The organism is uncultured Mailhella sp. (assembly GCF_944324575.1).
Classification (GTDB): domain Bacteria; phylum Desulfobacterota; class Desulfovibrionia; order Desulfovibrionales; family Desulfovibrionaceae; genus Mailhella.
Map to the genome: position 1 here is coordinate 1 of NZ_CALUWV010000004.1, position 16818 is coordinate 16818.

Annotated in this window: 16 protein-coding genes; 11 read left to right on the top strand and 5 right to left on the bottom strand. The window is 60.6% G+C overall.

Features of this window, described 5'->3' with window-relative positions; translation table 11 throughout:
* Positions 1-129: 129 nt before the first annotated feature.
* From Q0J81_RS00895 to Q0J81_RS00905, 3 genes are all read right to left on the bottom strand, one after another.
* Positions 130-441, bottom strand: coding sequence for an HU family DNA-binding protein (locus Q0J81_RS00895; RefSeq protein WP_294445511.1), 312 nt, complete (start codon positions 439-441; stop codon positions 130-132).
* Between the two features lie 150 nt (positions 442-591).
* Positions 592-1524, bottom strand: a complete 933-nt coding sequence (locus Q0J81_RS00900; protein ID WP_294445512.1) for an SAM-dependent methyltransferase — start codon at positions 1522-1524, stop codon at positions 592-594.
* A complete protein-coding gene (locus Q0J81_RS00905; RefSeq protein WP_294445513.1) occupies positions 1514-3163 on the bottom strand; it encodes an AMP-binding protein in 1650 nt (549 codons plus the stop codon). The genes Q0J81_RS00900 and Q0J81_RS00905 overlap by 11 nt, the downstream gene beginning before the upstream one ends.
* Before the next feature lie 289 nt (positions 3164-3452).
* Here Q0J81_RS00905 and hypF point away from each other — a divergent pair, with 289 nt between their 5' ends.
* The 3 genes from hypF (at position 3453) to ahcY (ending at position 8609) form a co-directional block, all read left to right on the top strand.
* Complete coding sequence (hypF, locus tag Q0J81_RS00910; RefSeq protein ID WP_294445514.1) at positions 3453-5921, top strand: carbamoyltransferase HypF; 2469 nt, start codon at positions 3453-3455, stop codon at positions 5919-5921.
* 292 nt (positions 5922-6213) lie between these two features.
* On the top strand, positions 6214-7155 hold the full coding sequence (locus Q0J81_RS00915) for a metalloregulator ArsR/SmtB family transcription factor (RefSeq protein ID WP_294445515.1): 942 nt from the start codon (positions 6214-6216) through the stop codon (positions 7153-7155).
* A gap of 29 nt (positions 7156-7184) precedes the next feature.
* Entirely contained in the window at positions 7185-8609 is a 1425-nt protein-coding gene (gene ahcY, locus Q0J81_RS00920) for an adenosylhomocysteinase (protein ID WP_294445516.1), read from the top strand.
* Positions 8610-8721: 112 nt separating this feature from the next.
* Here ahcY and Q0J81_RS00925 read toward each other — a convergent pair whose 3' ends face one another.
* Positions 8722-9588, bottom strand: a complete 867-nt coding sequence (locus Q0J81_RS00925; RefSeq protein ID WP_294445517.1) for a pyridoxamine kinase — start codon at positions 9586-9588, stop codon at positions 8722-8724.
* Between the two features lie 300 nt (positions 9589-9888).
* On the opposite strand from Q0J81_RS00925, the gene rpmH reads away from it, so the two are divergent.
* The 8 genes from rpmH to Q0J81_RS00965 all read left to right on the top strand — a co-directional run bounded on the left by rpmH (position 9889) and on the right by Q0J81_RS00965 (position 15597).
* Positions 9889-10023: a 50S ribosomal protein L34 gene (gene rpmH / locus Q0J81_RS00930; RefSeq protein ID WP_294445518.1), complete on the top strand. Its 135-nt coding sequence runs from the start codon at positions 9889-9891 to the stop codon at positions 10021-10023.
* A 136-nt stretch (positions 10024-10159) separates the two neighbouring features.
* A complete protein-coding gene (gene rnpA, locus Q0J81_RS00935; protein WP_294445519.1) occupies positions 10160-10555 on the top strand; it encodes a ribonuclease P protein component in 396 nt (131 codons plus the stop codon).
* A complete protein-coding gene (gene yidD, locus Q0J81_RS00940; protein WP_294445520.1) occupies positions 10552-10827 on the top strand; it encodes a membrane protein insertion efficiency factor YidD in 276 nt (91 codons plus the stop codon). The genes rnpA and yidD overlap by 4 nt, the downstream gene beginning before the upstream one ends.
* Positions 10820-12421 (top strand): membrane protein insertase YidC, encoded by a 1602-nt coding sequence (gene yidC / locus Q0J81_RS00945; RefSeq protein WP_294445522.1) that lies wholly within the window; start codon positions 10820-10822, stop codon positions 12419-12421. The genes yidD and yidC overlap by 8 nt, the downstream gene beginning before the upstream one ends.
* Positions 12422-12433: 12 nt before the next feature.
* Complete coding sequence (locus Q0J81_RS00950) at positions 12434-13522, top strand: protein jag (protein WP_294445523.1); 1089 nt, start codon at positions 12434-12436, stop codon at positions 13520-13522.
* Between the two features lie 277 nt (positions 13523-13799).
* Positions 13800-14456 (top strand): phosphatidylserine decarboxylase family protein, encoded by a 657-nt coding sequence (locus Q0J81_RS00955; protein ID WP_294445524.1) that lies wholly within the window; start codon positions 13800-13802, stop codon positions 14454-14456.
* 11 nt (positions 14457-14467) lie between these two features.
* Entirely contained in the window at positions 14468-15283 is an 816-nt protein-coding gene (gene pssA, locus Q0J81_RS00960) for a CDP-diacylglycerol--serine O-phosphatidyltransferase (RefSeq protein ID WP_294445525.1), read from the top strand.
* Positions 15284-15336: 53 nt separating this feature from the next.
* A complete protein-coding gene (locus tag Q0J81_RS00965; RefSeq protein WP_294445526.1) occupies positions 15337-15597 on the top strand; it encodes a hypothetical protein in 261 nt (86 codons plus the stop codon).
* On the opposite strand, the gene Q0J81_RS00970 is transcribed toward Q0J81_RS00965, so the two are convergent.
* Entirely contained in the window at positions 15588-16604 is a 1017-nt protein-coding gene (locus tag Q0J81_RS00970; RefSeq protein ID WP_294445527.1) for a hypothetical protein, read from the bottom strand. The two genes, Q0J81_RS00965 and Q0J81_RS00970, sit on opposite strands and share 10 nt — an antisense overlap.
* Positions 16605-16818 lie beyond the last annotated feature (214 nt).

Consider the following 16818-nt stretch of genomic DNA (forward strand, 5'->3'; position numbering starts at 1 on the left):
GTCCACCCGCTTAGCGGGTGGTTTTCTGCTTCGGTCGCTTCCGCTCCCTCAACTGCCTGAAGGCTTAACCAAAAAAACAGGCCGCCCGCAAAATGCGGGCGGCCTGTTTCACAGACGCCTTGCGCGCTGCTACTTGATAGCATCCTTAAGAGCCTTGCCGGGAAGGAACTTCACAACGGAGCAGGCGGGGATTTCAATCTTCTCGTTGGTACGAGGGTTACGGCCGGTACGAGGCGCGCGCTTGACAACCTTGAAGCTGCCAAAGCCCATCAGGGTGATGGAATCGCCAGAAGCAAGACATTCAGAGATGGCAGAAATCACAGCGTCAAGAGCTGCTTCCGATTTTACTTTCGTCTCAAGTCCGCTTTTGGCGTAGATCTTCTCGACCAGTTCAGCTTTCGTCATGGTTTCACTCTCCCAAAAATTTTTTGACTCTTTCATTGAGTCACTTTTCAGTAGAATGAGAATCCCCGTATGTCAAGCTCAGCTCAGCTAACCAGAGAAAATTTTTATGAAAAAGCTCTTGAGATGTTTTTGGGAGAACTTTCGGCGAAACTCCGAAAATGCAAGCGCCGCAAGCGTTGCCCCCTCTCAGCCCCTTTTTCGCCATTCTTCGAGATTCACCCACGTCAGCTCATGCTTGTTGCATGAAAGATGCATGACGCCGGAGCCCGGAATTTCCCGGAAAGCCTGCACGACAGCATGATCGGTGCTGCCCTGCAGCTTGAGCGTACATACGAAGTTCGCCGCGGCATCGGCCTTCAGCCACTCCTTTACGGCGCCGAGAAGACGGGCGGGATAGCAGGCCATGTCCGAAAAAAGCCAGTCCACTCTTCCCGCCGTCTGCGGCTCCAGCCCAAAGCCGCTGCCGAGGCAGTGATCAACGCCGGGCATGGCCGCAACCCTCGGGTCGATGGGCGACTTGTCTATGCTGAACACCCGTGCGCCCATGCCCGCAATGACCCAGGTCCAGCCTCCGGGAGCGGAACCGAGGTCGAGACAGAGCTCTCCGGGGCGGGGCCCTCGACCGAGCAGCGTAAAGGTTTCCCACAGCTTGAGATAGGCGCGACTCGGCGGATTGACCTTGTCTTCCTCAAAACGGACCTCCCCGTCAGGAAAGGCGGAAGAACAGGCAGCGGACACAAGCAGAGTATCGTGATCCCACAGCGTCCATGAGCCGAGCGGCGAAGAAGGAACGCTCTCGCCGAAGCGAAGCGGCCTCGCCTTTACCGGCGGAAGCTGCTGCTCAATGAGCGCGGCCCTGCGGTGAAAGTCCACGGCATGGAGCTTCCAGTTTCTCTGAATGGACTTGAGCGTCCGCACCGCGTTGCCCACGGAAGTGACAGGCTGGAAAAAGGGCTCGAGCCAGATGTTCTGCGCCCAGGCGGAACGAAACAGGCCCTCAGCCAGAACAAGTCTCTCCTTCACCTCGAGCACGCGCACGCCGTGAAGCCTGAGTTCTTCCAGCAGATCCGCTTCAAAGCCCCGTGCTGCCAGATAAACGATGAGAGGCTTATTTGACATTGGGGAACAGCTCCGCCGCCATTTCGCGCAGCTTGAACTTCTGCACCTTGCCGTTGGCCGTTTTGGGGAAGTCGTCCACCACGGCGACGTAGCGGGGAATCTTGTGCCAGGCCACGCGGCCGCGGCAAAAGTCGCGCACGTCTTCCGGCTTTACCGTCCTTCCCTCACGGGGAATGAGAAAAGCCGCCACGTCCTCACCGTAGCGACGGGAGGGAATGCCGAGCACCTGAACGTCTCGCACGGAATCCATTTCGAGCAGGAACTCTTCGATTTCGCGCGGATAAATGTTTTCGCCGCCGCGCACTATCATGTCCTTGATGCGTCCGGTGATGCGAAGATACCCCTCGGCGTCCATGACGCCGAGATCGCCCGTGTGCAGCCAGCCGTCGGCGTCTATGGTTTCCGCCGTGGCCTCGGGCATGTTGAAGTAGCCCTTCATCACGTTGTAGCCGCGGCAGCAGATCTCTCCCTGCACGCCGCAGGCAACCGTCTCATGGGTCACCGGATCGCGGAGCTTCACTTCCACGCCTTCCAGCACGCTGCCCACGGAGCGGCAGCGATGCTCGTCGCTCTCCTCAATGCCGGTCATGGTGATGACCGGAGAACATTCGGTAAGGCCGTAGGGAATGACCACAGCCTCAAGACCCATGGCATCCATGACCTGACGAATGAGAGGCTCGGGACAGACCGAACCGCTCATCAGGGCAAAGCGCAGGCTTGAGAAGTCATACTGACTGAAGCGGCGATGCCCCAGCATGGAAATGTAGGTGGAAGGCACGCCGTATACGCCGGTGCACTTTTCATCCTGTATGGCGGCCATGACCCGCTCGGGCGAAAAGGTTTCCGTAATGACCATGGTCGAGCCGTGGCTCACGCAGGCCAGAACGCCCACCACGCATCCGAGGCAGTGGAAGAGAGGCAGAGGAATGATGATGCGATCCTCTTCCGTAAGGCGTTCGCGTTCGCCCACGTTGAAGCCGTTGTTGCCTATGCCCACGTGCGTGAGCATGACGCCCTTGGGAAAGCCCGTAGTGCCCGAGGTATACTGCATGTTGACCACGTCATAAGGCCCGACCAAGCGCTTGCGCGCCTCATATTCGGCCTCGGACACTTCTCCGGCCTTATCCAGAATGGCAGAAAGAGGCAGCACGCCGGGATGGGGAATGTCCTTGAGACTCATGACCCGGCGAAGGTGGGGAAACTTCTCGCAGTGAAGCTCGCCCTCGTGCTGATCCTTCAGATTGGGAATGACGCGATAGAGCGCCGAAACGTAGTCATAGTCGAGAAATCCGTCGATGCAGAAAAAGTTTTCGCATTCCGACTGACGGATGAGATATTCAAGCTCGCTGTCGCGATAGTTGGTGTTCACCGCAAGGAGCGTGGCTCCTATGCGGGCGGCGGCAAACATGAGCGTCACCCAGTTGGGCACATTGGTGGCCCACAGGGCAATTTTTTCCCCGGGCTGCACGCCCAGCGCCATCAGGCCTCGTCCCAGCCTGTCCACAGTGTCGGCAAACTCGCTCCAGGTCTGCCGGTAATCGTGTCCCACATAAACAAGGGCCTCACGATCAGGAAAACGCCCTACGGTTTCATCAAGCATCTGGCCGAGGGTGCGTTCCTGCAACTTAAATTCTGACATGTTCCGTTCCTTTACAGCAGTGCGCGGAAAAGCCGGGGCCATCGGCCGAACGCCGGAAGGGCCGCGTCATGGGAGCAGACCTCGACAGGAAGGTTCCCCGGCGGGAGCTGCCGTTTCCGCCGGTCCACAGGAAAATACGACGAAAAAACCTCTCGCGGCAGCGTCCGAGGCGGTTATCTTATGGCATCACGCGGGCTTTCTCAAGGAGAAATGCACTCCTGTCCCCGTGGGAAAAGACGGAGCTTTCCTTTGGAAGAGTTGACGGCTATAGTCGCACGCGGAGGACTACATGACGGCAAGGCATATCTACATCGTGACCGGACAGGTGCAGGGCGTGGGCTTCAGACCCTTTATTTACAGGGAAGCCGCAAGGCTGGGGCTGACGGGCTTTGTAGGCAACACCCCCGAGGGCGTGCGCATCGAGGTACAGGGAGAGGAAGAAGCGCTTGCCATCTTCGCCGCCTTTCCGGAACGCGTGCCGCCGCTGGCCCGCATAGCCTCGCTGGAAAGGCGTGAATCCTCCCCTGTTGAGGACGAGAAAGACTTTGTCATTCATGCCAGTCACGGCGGAGATCATCACGGACACAGCGTGCTCGTGAGTCCCGACGTGGCTCCCTGCGATGCCTGCCTGGCGGACATGGCCGATCCCGGCAACCGGCGCTTCGGCTATGCCTTCACCAACTGCACGAACTGCGGCCCGCGCTACACCATCACGCGCTCCATCCCCTACGACAGGCCGGTGACGAGCATGGCCTGCTTTCCCCTGTGCCCCCCCTGCGAGAAGGAATATCATGACCCTGCGGACAGACGCTTTCACGCCCAGCCCAACGCCTGCCCCGACTGCGGGCCCGTGCTCTGGCTGGAAGGAAAAAACGAGGTGCTCTCCGAAGCGCTGGCCGGAGCCACGCATCTTCGCGCCATGCTGAACGGCAGGAATGAATACAAGCCGATGCATGAAGAACGCAGAAAGCGCTACGGACTGCCGAAGAACGCCGTCATGGGCAACGCCGCCGTTCTCGTGCTTCTTGCCGCGCTCAGCAGAGGATGCATCGCGGCCGTACGCGGTCTCGGCGGCTTTCATCTCGTGTGCGACGCCCGCAATGAACGCGCCGTAGCGGAACTTCGTCGCCGCAAGGCGCGTCCGCACAAGGCTCTTGCCGTCATGGTGGCAGACATCAGGCACGCTCGGAGCTTTGCCGTCATGAGCCGGGACGCGGAAGAAAAGCTCCTCTCGCCGAGACGGCCCATCGTCATCTGCCCCCGCAGAACGGAACCCTCGGAAGACGTTTCCCCGCTGCCCCCGATCCTCGCCCCGGACACCGCCAGCATCGGCCTCATGCTGCCTTCAACCCCGCTTCATCATCTGCTCTTTCACCCGGAATGGGCGGGCGGAGACAAAAAAGACGCTCTGCCGGCCCTCGTCATGACGTCGGGAAACCCGCACGGCGCGCCCATCTGTCTCGGCAACCGTGAAGCGAAGACGCGTCTTGCGGACATGGCCGACCTCTTTCTTTTCCACGACCGGGACATTCTCGTGCGCGTGGACGATTCCGTGCTCTTCCCGGCCGAGGACGGTGATGCCTCCGAACCGGCCGCTCCCACGCTCATGGTGCGCCGGGCGCGCGGCTTCGTGCCAGAGCCCGTGCTTCTGCCCGATCGCCCTTTTCTTTCCCCGGGAGATTCGGTGTTCGCCGCCGGGGCGGAACTCAAGCACACCTTCTGCCTCACGCGCGGGAACGAAGCCTTTCTGAGCCAGCACGCGGGCGACGTGAGCAGACCTGAGAATCTCGCCTTCTTTGAAGAAACGCTGCATCACCTGCTCGGACTTCTGGAGGTGGAACCCTCTCTCGTCGTGCGAGATCTGCATCCCGACTATCTTTCCAGCCGTCTTGCCGACGACTTTGCCGGGCAGCGCGGTCTTCAGACTCTGACGCTTCAGCACCATGTTGCGCACGTATGCGCCGTCATGGCGGAACATCGTGTTGTCGCCCCCGTGCTCGGCCTTGCCCTGGACGGCTCGGGACTCGGCGACGACGACACCATATGGGGCGGAGAGCTTCTGCTCGTTCAGCCCGGCTTCTGGCAGCGGCTCGGGCGCTTCTCCCCCTTCCCGCTGCCGGGAGGCGAATCCGCCATTCGCTCGCCGTGGCGCACGGCGCAGGGGCTGTGGCGCAAGGCCGGACTTTCCGACGCGGCGCTGCCGTGGCTCACCGGTTCGCCGGAAAGAGAAAAGCTCGCGCCCATGATGGACGAAATGCTCAAGCATGACATACGCTGCCCGAAGACCTCGAGCTGCGGTCGTCTTTTCGACGCCGTCTCCGCCCTCGCCGGTCTGTGCTTCGACATCACCTACGAAGGCCAGGCCGCCATTCGTCTGGAAGAAGCGCAGGACAAAAGAGAGCAGGGAGCCTACCATCTTCCTGTCCTGGAAAGGGACGGGCTGCTCGAAGCCGACGTGACCGCGTTTTTTGCCGAGGCCGCACGGGACAGAAACAGACCTGCCATCCTCGCGCGCCGCTTCCACCGCGGCCTTGCCGCAGGCCTTGCCCGCTGGGCGCGCATGGCGGCGGACGCCTCCGGCGCTACCACTGTTGCCCTCTGCGGCGGCGTGTTCAACAACCGCACGCTCCTTGCAGAGCTGCCCGTCGAACTCCGCGCGCTCGGTCTTACACCGCTCATCCCCTCAGGCATCCCTTCCGGTGACGGCGGCATCGCCCTCGGCCAGGCGCTCTGGGGAGACTGGTTCCTCGGCGCGTAGAAAAGTGCCGTCGGCATGCCGGAAAAATTGCAGGGCTTTTGAACAAAGGCCGCCTTCCCCGACGACGCTCCCCTCCGAACAGAGGCAACGACGGACAGAACAAAGCCATCAGACAAGGACGTCTGCACAAAACAGCCCCGGCAGACCTTAACTCAAAGGACTCCGGGGCCCGTCCCTTCCGCCGTCATCCTCAACGCCGCAAAAAGCTCTCCGCCCACGCTTCTTGACTATATGAAGATAAACGGATATATTACATCGATAAAACTTGATATTTGTTATATTTCAAAAAGTTATGAAAGCTCTTCGGTATCTCAAGGCCCTTTCGGATGAAACGCGTCTGCGTCTGGCGCTGGTGCTTTTCCACTATGAGCTGTCCGTCAACGAGCTGGTTTCGCTTCTCAACATGGGACAGTCGCGCATATCGCGGCATCTCAAGATCCTTACGGAAGCGGGACTGCTGCATTCCCGGAGGGACGGCCTGTGGGTGTTCTACTCTGCCGAGACGGAAGGTCCGGGGCATGATTTTCTGAGCAGGGTCGTCACGTTCGCGCAGGATGACGAATCCTGCCGCGCCGACCTCGACATGGCATCCCGCATCATTGAAGAGAGGGCGCTCAAGACCCGGCAGTTCTTCAACGAGATCGCCGACGACTGGGACGAAATGAACCGGGAAATTCTCGGCGACTTTTCCCTGCCCGACGTGATTCTGCACGCCGTACCGGAAAACTGCGGCGTGGCTGCCGATCTCGGCTGCGGCACGGGCGAGGTGCTCGAGCATCTGCGCGGCGTCTGCCGCGAGCTCATAGGCGTGGACGATTCGCCGCGCATGCTGGAGCTGGCCCGCCGTCGCTTCGGCGAGAACATGAACGGCATTTCCCTGCGCATAGGAGAGCTCGACTATCTTCCCCTGCGCGACGGAGAGGCAGATTTCATCTGCATCAACCTCGTGCTGCATCATCTTTCCCGTCCTTCCACCTCGCTGGGAGAAATCGCCCGGGTTCTGCATCCCGGAGGCCTCGTGCTGGTCACGGACTTCGATCAGCACAGTCAGGAATCCATGCGCACCATGTACGGCGACCGCTGGCTCGGCTTCTCTCTCGACGAGCTTTCTTCCGCGCTGACCAGAACGGGACTCACCATCGTGGACTACCGTCGTCAGCCGGTAAAGAAGGATCTGGCACTGCATCTCATTCTGGCCCGCAAGGGGACAAACGCGTCTTCCGCCGGGCTGTGACCTTTTTTCAACCTTTATCTGGAGCAATCATGTCCGCCAAGAATCTTGATCTGTCCCTCGACTACAAAGTCGCCGACATCACTCTTGCCGACTTCGGCAAAAAGGAAATTCAGCTTTCCGAGCGCGAAATGCCCGGCCTCATGGAGCTCATGCATCGTTACGGCGACAAAAAGCCTCTGAAGGGCCTGAAGATCAGCGGCTCTCTGCACATGACCATTCAGACGGCCATGCTCATCCGCACGCTCTACGAGCTCGGCGCGGACATCCGCTGGGCTTCCTGCAACATCTTTTCCACGCAGGATCACGCCGCCGCAGCCATTGCGGAACAGGGCATGGCCAAGGTCTTCGCCTGGAAGGGTGAATCTCTGGAAGATTACTGGTGGTGCACGGAAATGGCCCTCACCTGGCCCGACGGCTCCGGCCCCGACCTCATCGTGGACGACGGCGGCGACGCCACGCTGCTCATCCACAAGGGCGTGGAGGCTGAAAACGATCCCTCCGTGCTGAACCGCGAGCCGTCCTGCAGGGAAGAGGCCATCATCATGGAGCGCATCGCCCTTTCCCTCACGAACGATCCCAACCGCTGGCACCGCGTGGCCGCCGCCGTCCGCGGCGTGTCCGAAGAAACCACCACCGGCGTGCATCGCCTCTACCAGATGGAAAAGGAAGGCAGGCTTCTCTTCCCCGCCATCAACGTGAACGATTCCGTCACCAAGTCCAAATTCGACAACCTCTACGGCTGCCGCGAATCTCTGGCCGACGGCATCAAGCGCGCCACCGACATCATGGTGGCCGGCAAGGTCGTGGTCATCTGCGGCTACGGTGACGTGGGCAAGGGCTGCGCCGCCTCCATGCGCGGCTTCGGCGCCCGTGTGCTCGTGACGGAAATCGACCCCATCTGCGCCCTTCAGGCCGCCATGGAAGGCTATCAGGTGGTCACCATGGAAGACGCCCTTCCCTACGGCGACATCTACGTCACCTGCACCGGCAACTGCGACGTCATTACCGGCGAGCATATGATGGGCATGAAGGATGAAGCCATCGTGTGCAACATCGGTCACTTCGACAGCGAAATTCAGATGTCCTGGCTGGAATCCAATCCCGAATGCCGCAAAATGGAAATCAAGCCGCAGGTGGACAAGTGGTTCCTGCCTTCCGGCCGTTCCATCATCGTGCTCGCCGAAGGCCGTCTCGTGAACCTCGGCTGCGCCACGGGTCATGCGAGCTTCGTCATGTCCAATTCCTTCACCAACCAGGTGCTGGCTCAGATGGATCTTGCCGCCAATGAACACGAAGCCCGCGTCTATACCCTGCCCAAGAAGCTCGACGAAGAAGTGGCGCGCCTCCATCTCGCCCGCCTCGGCGCCAAGCTCTCCACGCTGACGCAGAAGCAGGCCGACTACATCGGCGTGCCTGTGGAAGGCCCCTTCAAGAACGACATGTACCGTTACTAAGCCTCTCCCTTTTCCGCCCTCCGGCAGAAAACTGAGGCAGGCATGAAAAACGGGCTTCCGCCATCGGCGGAAGCCCGTTCTCCTTTCTGTTTTGGAGTCTCAGGAAAACGCTTCAGAACTCCGTGTAACTTCCCCCGGTAAAGGGCATTCTGAGCGAAGGAAGCGTTCTCTCCAGAAGCACGCCGTCGCGGTGCGGCGTATCGTAGCCGTAGGTAGCCTGAATGCCGAGATATACGAAGTGCACGGCCCGGTCCACGGCTACGGGAAGAGAATCCCCGAGAAGGAGGCTGCCCGTGAGCACGCTTGCAAAAGCGTCGCCCGTGCCGGGATAAAAGGCGTTCAGATGCGGCACTTCCACCTGCCAGAACCGGCGGCCGTCGAACGCCACGGTGGCCGTTCCCCCGGCAAAGGACGCGGGCGCGCTGGTGATGACCACGGCCGACGGCCCCATGACGGCCAGAGCTCGGAGCTGATCGCGCAGCGCTTCGCGGCTGATGTCGGAACGGTACGGTTCTCCCAGCAGAAACGCCGCTTCCGTAAGGTTCGGCGTGATGATGTCGGCCTGACGAACGAGGCTGCGCATGGCCTCCACCATTTCCGGCGTCTGCGTGGGATCAAGCGTTCCGTTGTCGCCGAGCACGGGATCGACCACGGCAATGCCGCCCGGCGCACGGAATTCCCGTATGCAGCGCCTGGCCAGCGCCGACTGGTCCGGGCTTCCCAGAAATCCCGAGTAGACGGCGTCGAACTTCAGGCCCATGCGCGCCCAGTGATCCATCATGGGCCCCATCTGATCGGTGAGATCAAGAAAGGTGAAGTCGTCCACGCCCGAAGTCTGCGAGGAAAGCACGGCCGTGGGCAGCGGACAGACCTGTATGCCCATGGTAGCCAGAATGGGAATGGCCACGGTGAGAGATGCCCGGCCGAAACCGGAAAGATCGTGTATGGCCGCAACGCGGAGAACGGGAACGCCCTGCATGACTGCTCCTTCGCCGCCAAGGCGGCTGAACTTGTGGGCGCAGTCTAAGCGCAAACGTCCGTTTTGTCATCCGCAGGGGACTGCAAGCGCCCGAAAAAGCTCAAGAGTCCCACAAGACAGTTTTTTCCGGCAAAAAACCCTTTTTAATGCTTGCCCGGAAACATGAGTCGGCATACACATAGACCTTGCCGCGCCCCTTCCGGGGGGAGGCTTTCTTTGCGCCCTGCGCTTCCGACTTGACGGGAGAGGCAAGGCGCGCTATACCCGAATGTTCCAATCTCAGTAAGGAGACCGCGCGTCATGAAAAGAACGTATCAGCCCAGCAAGATCAGCAGAAAGCGTACTCACGGCTTCCGCGCCCGCATGAGCACCCCCAACGGTCGTGCCGTCATCAGCCGCCGTCGTGCCAAGGGCCGCAAGACCCTGTCCGCCTAGTCAAAGCAGTGCGCTTCCCGGTCGCTTTCCTCGAGGAACGTCCGGGCAGACCATGCAAATGTTTCGGGCGCGGCGTTCCGCCACGCCCACATTTTGCGTTTAAATTCTGTCAAAGCGCAGCATGGATTGCCTTTCCATGTCACTGACCTGGCCCAGAGAACGACGCATCACCCGCCGGGCGGAATATACCGCCTGCTACAGCGGGGGAGAACGTCTGTTCACCAAATACTTTGTTGTGTTCGCCCGTAGTTCCGGCACGGCCGGGACCGGGCGTCTCGGGCTTGCTGTCACAAAAAAATGCGGCAATGCCGTTGCCAGGAACCGCATCAAGCGCGTTCTTCGCTCCTTCTTCCGCCTGCATCAGGATGAAATGCCCGCCATGGACATTGTCGTCACGCCCAAGAAGCATCTGCGTGCCGACAAGTTCAGTCTCTGCCTTGCGGAAGCCGAACTTCTGCCCCTGCTTGCCGAACTTTCCCCGGCCGCAGACGCAGGGCCCGACGCTTCCACGCCCTCGGGAGACGCGGCATGACTCTCGCCCAGCGGCTTCTCATTCTGCCCATCCGGTTCTACAAGCGTTGCATCTCGCCGCTTTATCCTCCCTGCTGCCGCTTCTATCCCTCCTGTTCCACCTACGCCATCCAGGCCATAGAAATTCACGGCCCCGTCAAGGGACTGTGGCTGGCCGTCAGGCGCATCCTGCGCTGCCATCCCGGCAACCCGGGTGGCTTCGATCCTGTGCCCCCTCTCTCAAACGATCATCCCTCTGCGCACGACGCAGACTCTCAGGAACGTCATGGATAACCGTCGCCTCATCATTTCCGTCGTCCTCTGCATCGCCCTTCTCATCGGCTGGCAGACCTTTTCCGAATACATGGGCTGGATTCCCGAACAGCCCCAGCCCACGGCCACCGAAGAACAGGCTCAGGCCGAAGCTCCGGCTCCCGCGCCTGCCGCTCCCGTGGTTCCCGTGGCCAAGTTCGTGCCTTCCGAAGGCCGCGAAGTGCATGTGAACACGCCTCTCTACGAAGCCGTGTTTCATTCCGGCGGCGGCGTGCTCCAGTCGTTCAAGCTGAAGAACTACAACGCCTCCATCACGCCCGGCTCTCCGCTGCTCAACATGGTTTCCCCCGCTGCCGCCACCGTGGCTCCCATGGGCCTGCTCATCAACGGTCAGCCTTCGTGGAACATGGGCCAGTGGAGCTTTGACGGCTCCGACGTCAATCTTGAAAGCGGCGACGCCATGCTGACCTTCACGGGCGAGATGAACGGCATCCGCATCAGCCGCGCCATCACCTTCCATGCCGACACCTATCTCATGGATGAAAAGGTGACCCTCACCTCCGCCGCCGGCAATCCCGCCGCCCGCGTGTCCTACAGCCTCGGCGCCACGGACATGAGCGGCAAGAGCAACTACGACACCATGAGCATGGCCTGGGACCTCAAGGGCTCGCTCAAGCGCGACACCGACAAGGAAGACCTCACCAAGGAAGGCGTGATGAGCTCCGGCGAAATCTACTGGGCCGGTCTCATGACCAACTACTTCCTCTCCGCCGTGCTGCCGGAAATGGGCCAGAACACCGTGTTCAAGGGCCGCATCACCGAAGGCGGCGTATGGCGTGCCGCCGTGGAGCTGCAGGACATCAACCTGGCCGCCGGTCAGCCCGCCGAGCTCAAGACCTCCTGGTGGATAGGCCCCAAGAGCCGCGATCTGCTCGACGCTGCGCCGAACTCCCTCAAGTCCTCCATCGACATGGGCATCTTCACCTTCCTCGCGGTGCCGCTGCTCAAGCTGCTCACCTTCTTTGAAGGCTTCCTCGGCAACTGGGGCCTTGCCATCATTCTGCTGACCATCCTCATCAAGATCGTGTTCTGGCCCCTCTCCCGCAAGAGCTTCAAGTCCATGGAGCAGATGAAGAAGCTCCAGCCCATGATGAAGCAGCTGCAGGAGAAGTACAAGAACGACAAGGAAGCGCTCAGCCGCGAAATGATGCAGCTCTACAAGACCTACGGCGTCAACCCCATGGGCGGCTGCCTGCCCATTCTCATTCAGCTCCCCGTGTTCGTTGCCCTCTATCAGGCTCTTCTCAACTGCATCGAGCTGCGTCATGCCTCCTTCATCACCTACCTGCCCGGCACCGATCTGCTCTGGCTGGCCGACCTTTCCGTGAAGGATCCCTTCTACATCACGCCGCTCATCATGGGCGCCACCATGTTCCTGCAGCAGTGGCTGAGCCCCGCCATGGGCGATCCCCAGCAGCGCAAGATCATGATGATCATGCCCGTGGTCTTCACGGTCATGTTCATCAACTTCCCTGCCGGCCTCGTGCTGTACTGGCTGTGCAACAACATTCTGTCCATCATCCAGCAGTCCTGGACCCTGCACAAAGCCAAGTAGCAGGGGCAAGACATGAGTGAATCCAAAGAATTCCTGGGGAAAACCCTGGATGCGGCCATTGCGGAGGCCTGCGCCTACTACGATGTGCCCAGAGAAAAGCTTGAAATAGACATCATTGAAGACGCAAAAACCGGCATTTTCGGCATAGTAGGCGCGCGCAAGGCAAAAATCCGCGCCCGTCTGGCCAAGCTCCCCGACTTCATGCAGAACCCGCTTCAGCAGGAAAAGCCCGAACGTCAGGAAGGACGCCGCCGCGGACGCGGCGAACGCCGTCGCGAAAAGACCGAAAGCGCGGAAGTTGCGAAGGAAGAGAACAGAGAACGCAGGGAAGGCGCCAAAGAAAAGCGCCAGGACGACGAGAAGGAACGCGAAGTCCCCGCCGGGGAAACACGCGTGCTGCCCGCCCTCCGCACGGCGGGCGTTCCCGCCCTTGCCCCGGCCGTTGAACCTCCCGCCGGAGAAATTCCGGCAGAAGAAGAAACGCAGGAAGAGCCCGACGCTCCGACGGAAGAAGCTCCCCGTTCCCGTCGTTCCCGTCAGAGCCGCGCATCCCGGAAGGAATCCGCGCCGAAGAACGAGGACGCCGACGCTCTCGAAAGCACCCTGCCCCGCGTTCCTCTTGCAGAGCTCGATCAGGAAAGACTTGCGGGCACGACGAAGAACATCATCAGCCGTCTCGTCGCCCCCATACTCGACGTGGACGCCGAAAACGTGGATCTCTCCCTGGAGATCGGAGAAGACCGCGTGCAGGTTTCCGTGAAGAGCGAAGACACGGGCCTTCTCATCGGCCGCGACGGGCAGAATCTTGCCGCCGTGCAGTATCTTGCCTCCCGCATGATCACGCGGGCCATGGGCTCGCAGGTTCGCCTGCAGGTCGATGCCGGAGACTACCATGTACGGCAGGACTCCCGACTGCAGGAGCTTGCCCTTTCCCTCGCCGAAAAGGTGAAGGCCACGGGCAAGGTGCAGACCACAAGGCCGCTCAGCGCCTACCAGCGCAGGGTCATCCATCTGGCTCTTCAGGATGATCCCGACGTACAGACGCGCAGCTCCGGCGACGGACCGCTCAAGCACGTCGTCATCCTGCGCCGCAAAGACTGACCACATCGCCCGGCAGACCCCATGTCTGTCGGGCGATTTTCTCATGCGTTCCGCCCGCCCTTTTCCGACAGGCCGGTCTCTTCTTCCCGCTGTCGCTCCCTTGCGCGTCGACGCTTCCTGGTTTAGAATAGAGAGCTCTTGGAAGAATGTGCGGCTTCATGAATCCCGCTTTCCGCGCGCGTTGCGGAAGAACTCGTCTTTTTTCTGTATCCGGGCGCGGTCGACCCCGCCCGTCCGAGCGGCATGCCTTGCACGATACGCTCGAAAGGAGTTTCTGATGAACAAGCCCGGCATCGGCCTCGCGCCCGAAGGTGCGCCCGTCATCGGTCTGCTTACGGTCCTTTCTCTCTGCTCCGCCCTTCTCGACTGGTGGCCCGTCACCGTCGTTGCGCTCATCCTTCTGTGGTTTTCCGTCCATTTCTTCCGTGACCCCGAACGCGTGGTCCCCCAGGAAGAAAACATTGCCGTCAGCCCTGCGGACGGCCGCGTCGTGCGCATGGAGCCCCGCACGGATCCCATGACCGGCGAAACCAGGCTGTGCATTTCCATCTTCATGAACATCTTCAGCGTGCACGTGAACCGCGCTCCCGTTTCCGGCACGGTCACCGGCATACGCTACCTGCCCGGCAAATTCTTCAACGCCGCTCTGGACAAGGCTTCCACGGACAATGAACAGTGCCGCTGGCTCATGCGCGATGAAAACGGCGATGAATGGACCTTCGTGCAGATCGCCGGACTCATCGCCCGCCGCATCGTACCGCACGCCGAACAGGGCGACACGCTCAGGAGGGGACAGCGCTTCGGCATGATACGCTTCGGCTCCCGCGTTGACGTCTATCTGCCCGCCGACTATACTTCTTCCGTTTCCATCGGTGAAAATGTCTTTGCCGGTCAGACTGTTCTGGCCAAAAAGTCCGCTTCCGAAGAAGCGTAAAAGAGGCTCTCATGCACGATCCCAACAAGCCCGTTCCCCGCGGCGTCTATATTCTGCCGAACCTTTTCACCACCGCAAGTCTCTTTGCCGGCTTCTTCAGCATCATTCTCGCCTTCAAGGATCAGTTCGACATGGCGGCCTGGGCCATTCTCGTCGGCGCCGCCATGGACGGCCTCGACGGCAAGGTGGCCCGTCTTACCGGCACTGCCAGCCAGTTCGGCATTGAATACGACTCTCTGGCCGACGACGTGACCTTCGGCGTGGCCCCCGGCCTTCTGGCCTATGCCTGGCAGCTTCACAACTTCGGGCGTCTCGGACTGGCCGTGGCCTTTCTGTTCTGCGGCTGCGCGGCCCTGCGCCTGGCCCGCTTCAACGTGGGCGTTTCCACCACGTCCAAGCGTTTCTTCGTCGGCCTGCCCAGCCCGGCCTGTGCCTGCGTCCTGGCCACCTTCGTGCTGTTCATGCCCTACTATCCCGACTTCCTCATGCCCATCCTGCCCGGCCTCACGCTGATTCTCTCCGTCATCGTGCCGCTGCTCATGGTGAGCCGGGTGCGCTACTTCTCCTTCAAGGAATTCGGATTCATCAAGGCCCATCCCTTCCAGACCATGGTCGCCACGCTCATCGTGCTCAGCATGGTGTTCTCGCTGCCGCGTCTGTTCTGCTTCCTCATTCTCATAGGCTACGTCATTTCCGGCCCGGCCTACACCTACATTCTGCGCCGCAGAGGACGTCAGATCGATCCTGAAGCCGCCGACGCCGCAAAGGCTGCGGCCCGCAAGGCTGAACAGGCAGCGGAATCCGCCGCCGGGAAAGCCGCAGAATGATTCTGCCCTGAAAAACGCCGAAGGCCGCCGTCCATAAGACGGCGGCCTTTTTCATGTCCGAGGAGCAGCAGGAGCAACGGACCTTGTCCCCGTCCTTTGTTGCTGAAAAACGCGCCGACAAGCTCGACTCCCTTCCCGGCAAAAAACGCCCTTCCTTGCGTATCCGCATACCGGCCCGTATTCCCAAACGTCGTGCCGACTCTTCAGGCCATCAAATGCCCGGCACCATTCTGCGTTCCGCCCGTTCAAAAAGGCCGCGCTCCCGGGAGGAGCGCGGCCTTTTTGAACGGGCAATCCGAACCCGCTACCGGTAATTCTCCAGCAAGAACATGGGCTTGATGGCCACGACTTCGTCGTATTCCGTCTGACTGACCTTCACGCTGGAATTGAGAGAGCGGAGCACGGCCTTCATGTCTTCGTAGGCCCCGGAAACCGTCTCGGAACGTCCCTCCCTAATAGAACGGATCATGCGCGAAAGCGTGGCGGGATGCGCATAGCGGGCAGGCAGAGGAAAATCGGGATAGTCCTTTATGTAGTCCTCCATGTCGGCGCGGGCTCTGTCCAGCGCGGCCGCTATGGCCCGGCTGTTGTTGCGGGCCGTGGGCAGAACGTTGGCTCCGGCAAAAAAGAACAGCACGGCGAGACCTATGAGCGTGACGTATATGCCGTAGTCGCCTTCACCGGAAAACCACGTGTACGCACCATAGGCGGATGCAACGAGGGCAAGACAGAAAATGGCGAGCGCCACCCACTTGTGCACAGGATTGGTCAGTTGATCGACGCGTCTGGCCTTGCTTGCCGCGGCAAGGCGCGTGGCAAGGTCGGGGCGCTTTTCCAGAAACGCCATGGCGTCGCGAAGCATGGCAAGACTTTTCTCAGCCTCGGCAGAAAGATGCTTCACATATCTCGCCTCTTCCGCGGCTCTGGCTTCGGCGAGCCTTTTTGCCGCAGCCTCGGACATGGTCTTGATGTGGGGGAAACGGTGCTGAATTTCGGCAAGCATCATGTCCACATGGCTTTCATGCTTGAACGTGCACTGCACCTTCTCTCCGTTGTCGTATTCCACCACGAGATAGGGAATGGAACCGAAGATGCCCTTGCCGGTAAAACCGCCCTTGCTCATGGCCACGCGCTTGTAGGCCCGCTGAATGTTGGAGGCGGGCACATAAAAACGGCGCTCCATGAACAGACTGTTCAGATACAGAGCCTTGTGCCCGACGCCGCAGGGACCGAACACGAGACAGGACTTCCGATCGTCCCTGAGCTCCTTGTCGCCCAGCCCTGCACTGCCGAGTCTGGCTGGTTTGAAATACAGCATCATGCGCTCTCCGGGGAAGTGAATTTCGCACTCGTGCGGCACCATGCCGCAAGACAGAAATAAAGAAAAGGGGGCCGCCCGTAAAGGCGGCCCCCGTACGCTCTGAACAAGAGGGAGTCGGAGCGCCTCGGCGTTCCGTCACTGCATGTTTCTCAAAAGGCGACTGACTCTTTCAGAGTGTTCCGTCATGCCGCTTCTGCAAAAAAGCGGCTCCTCG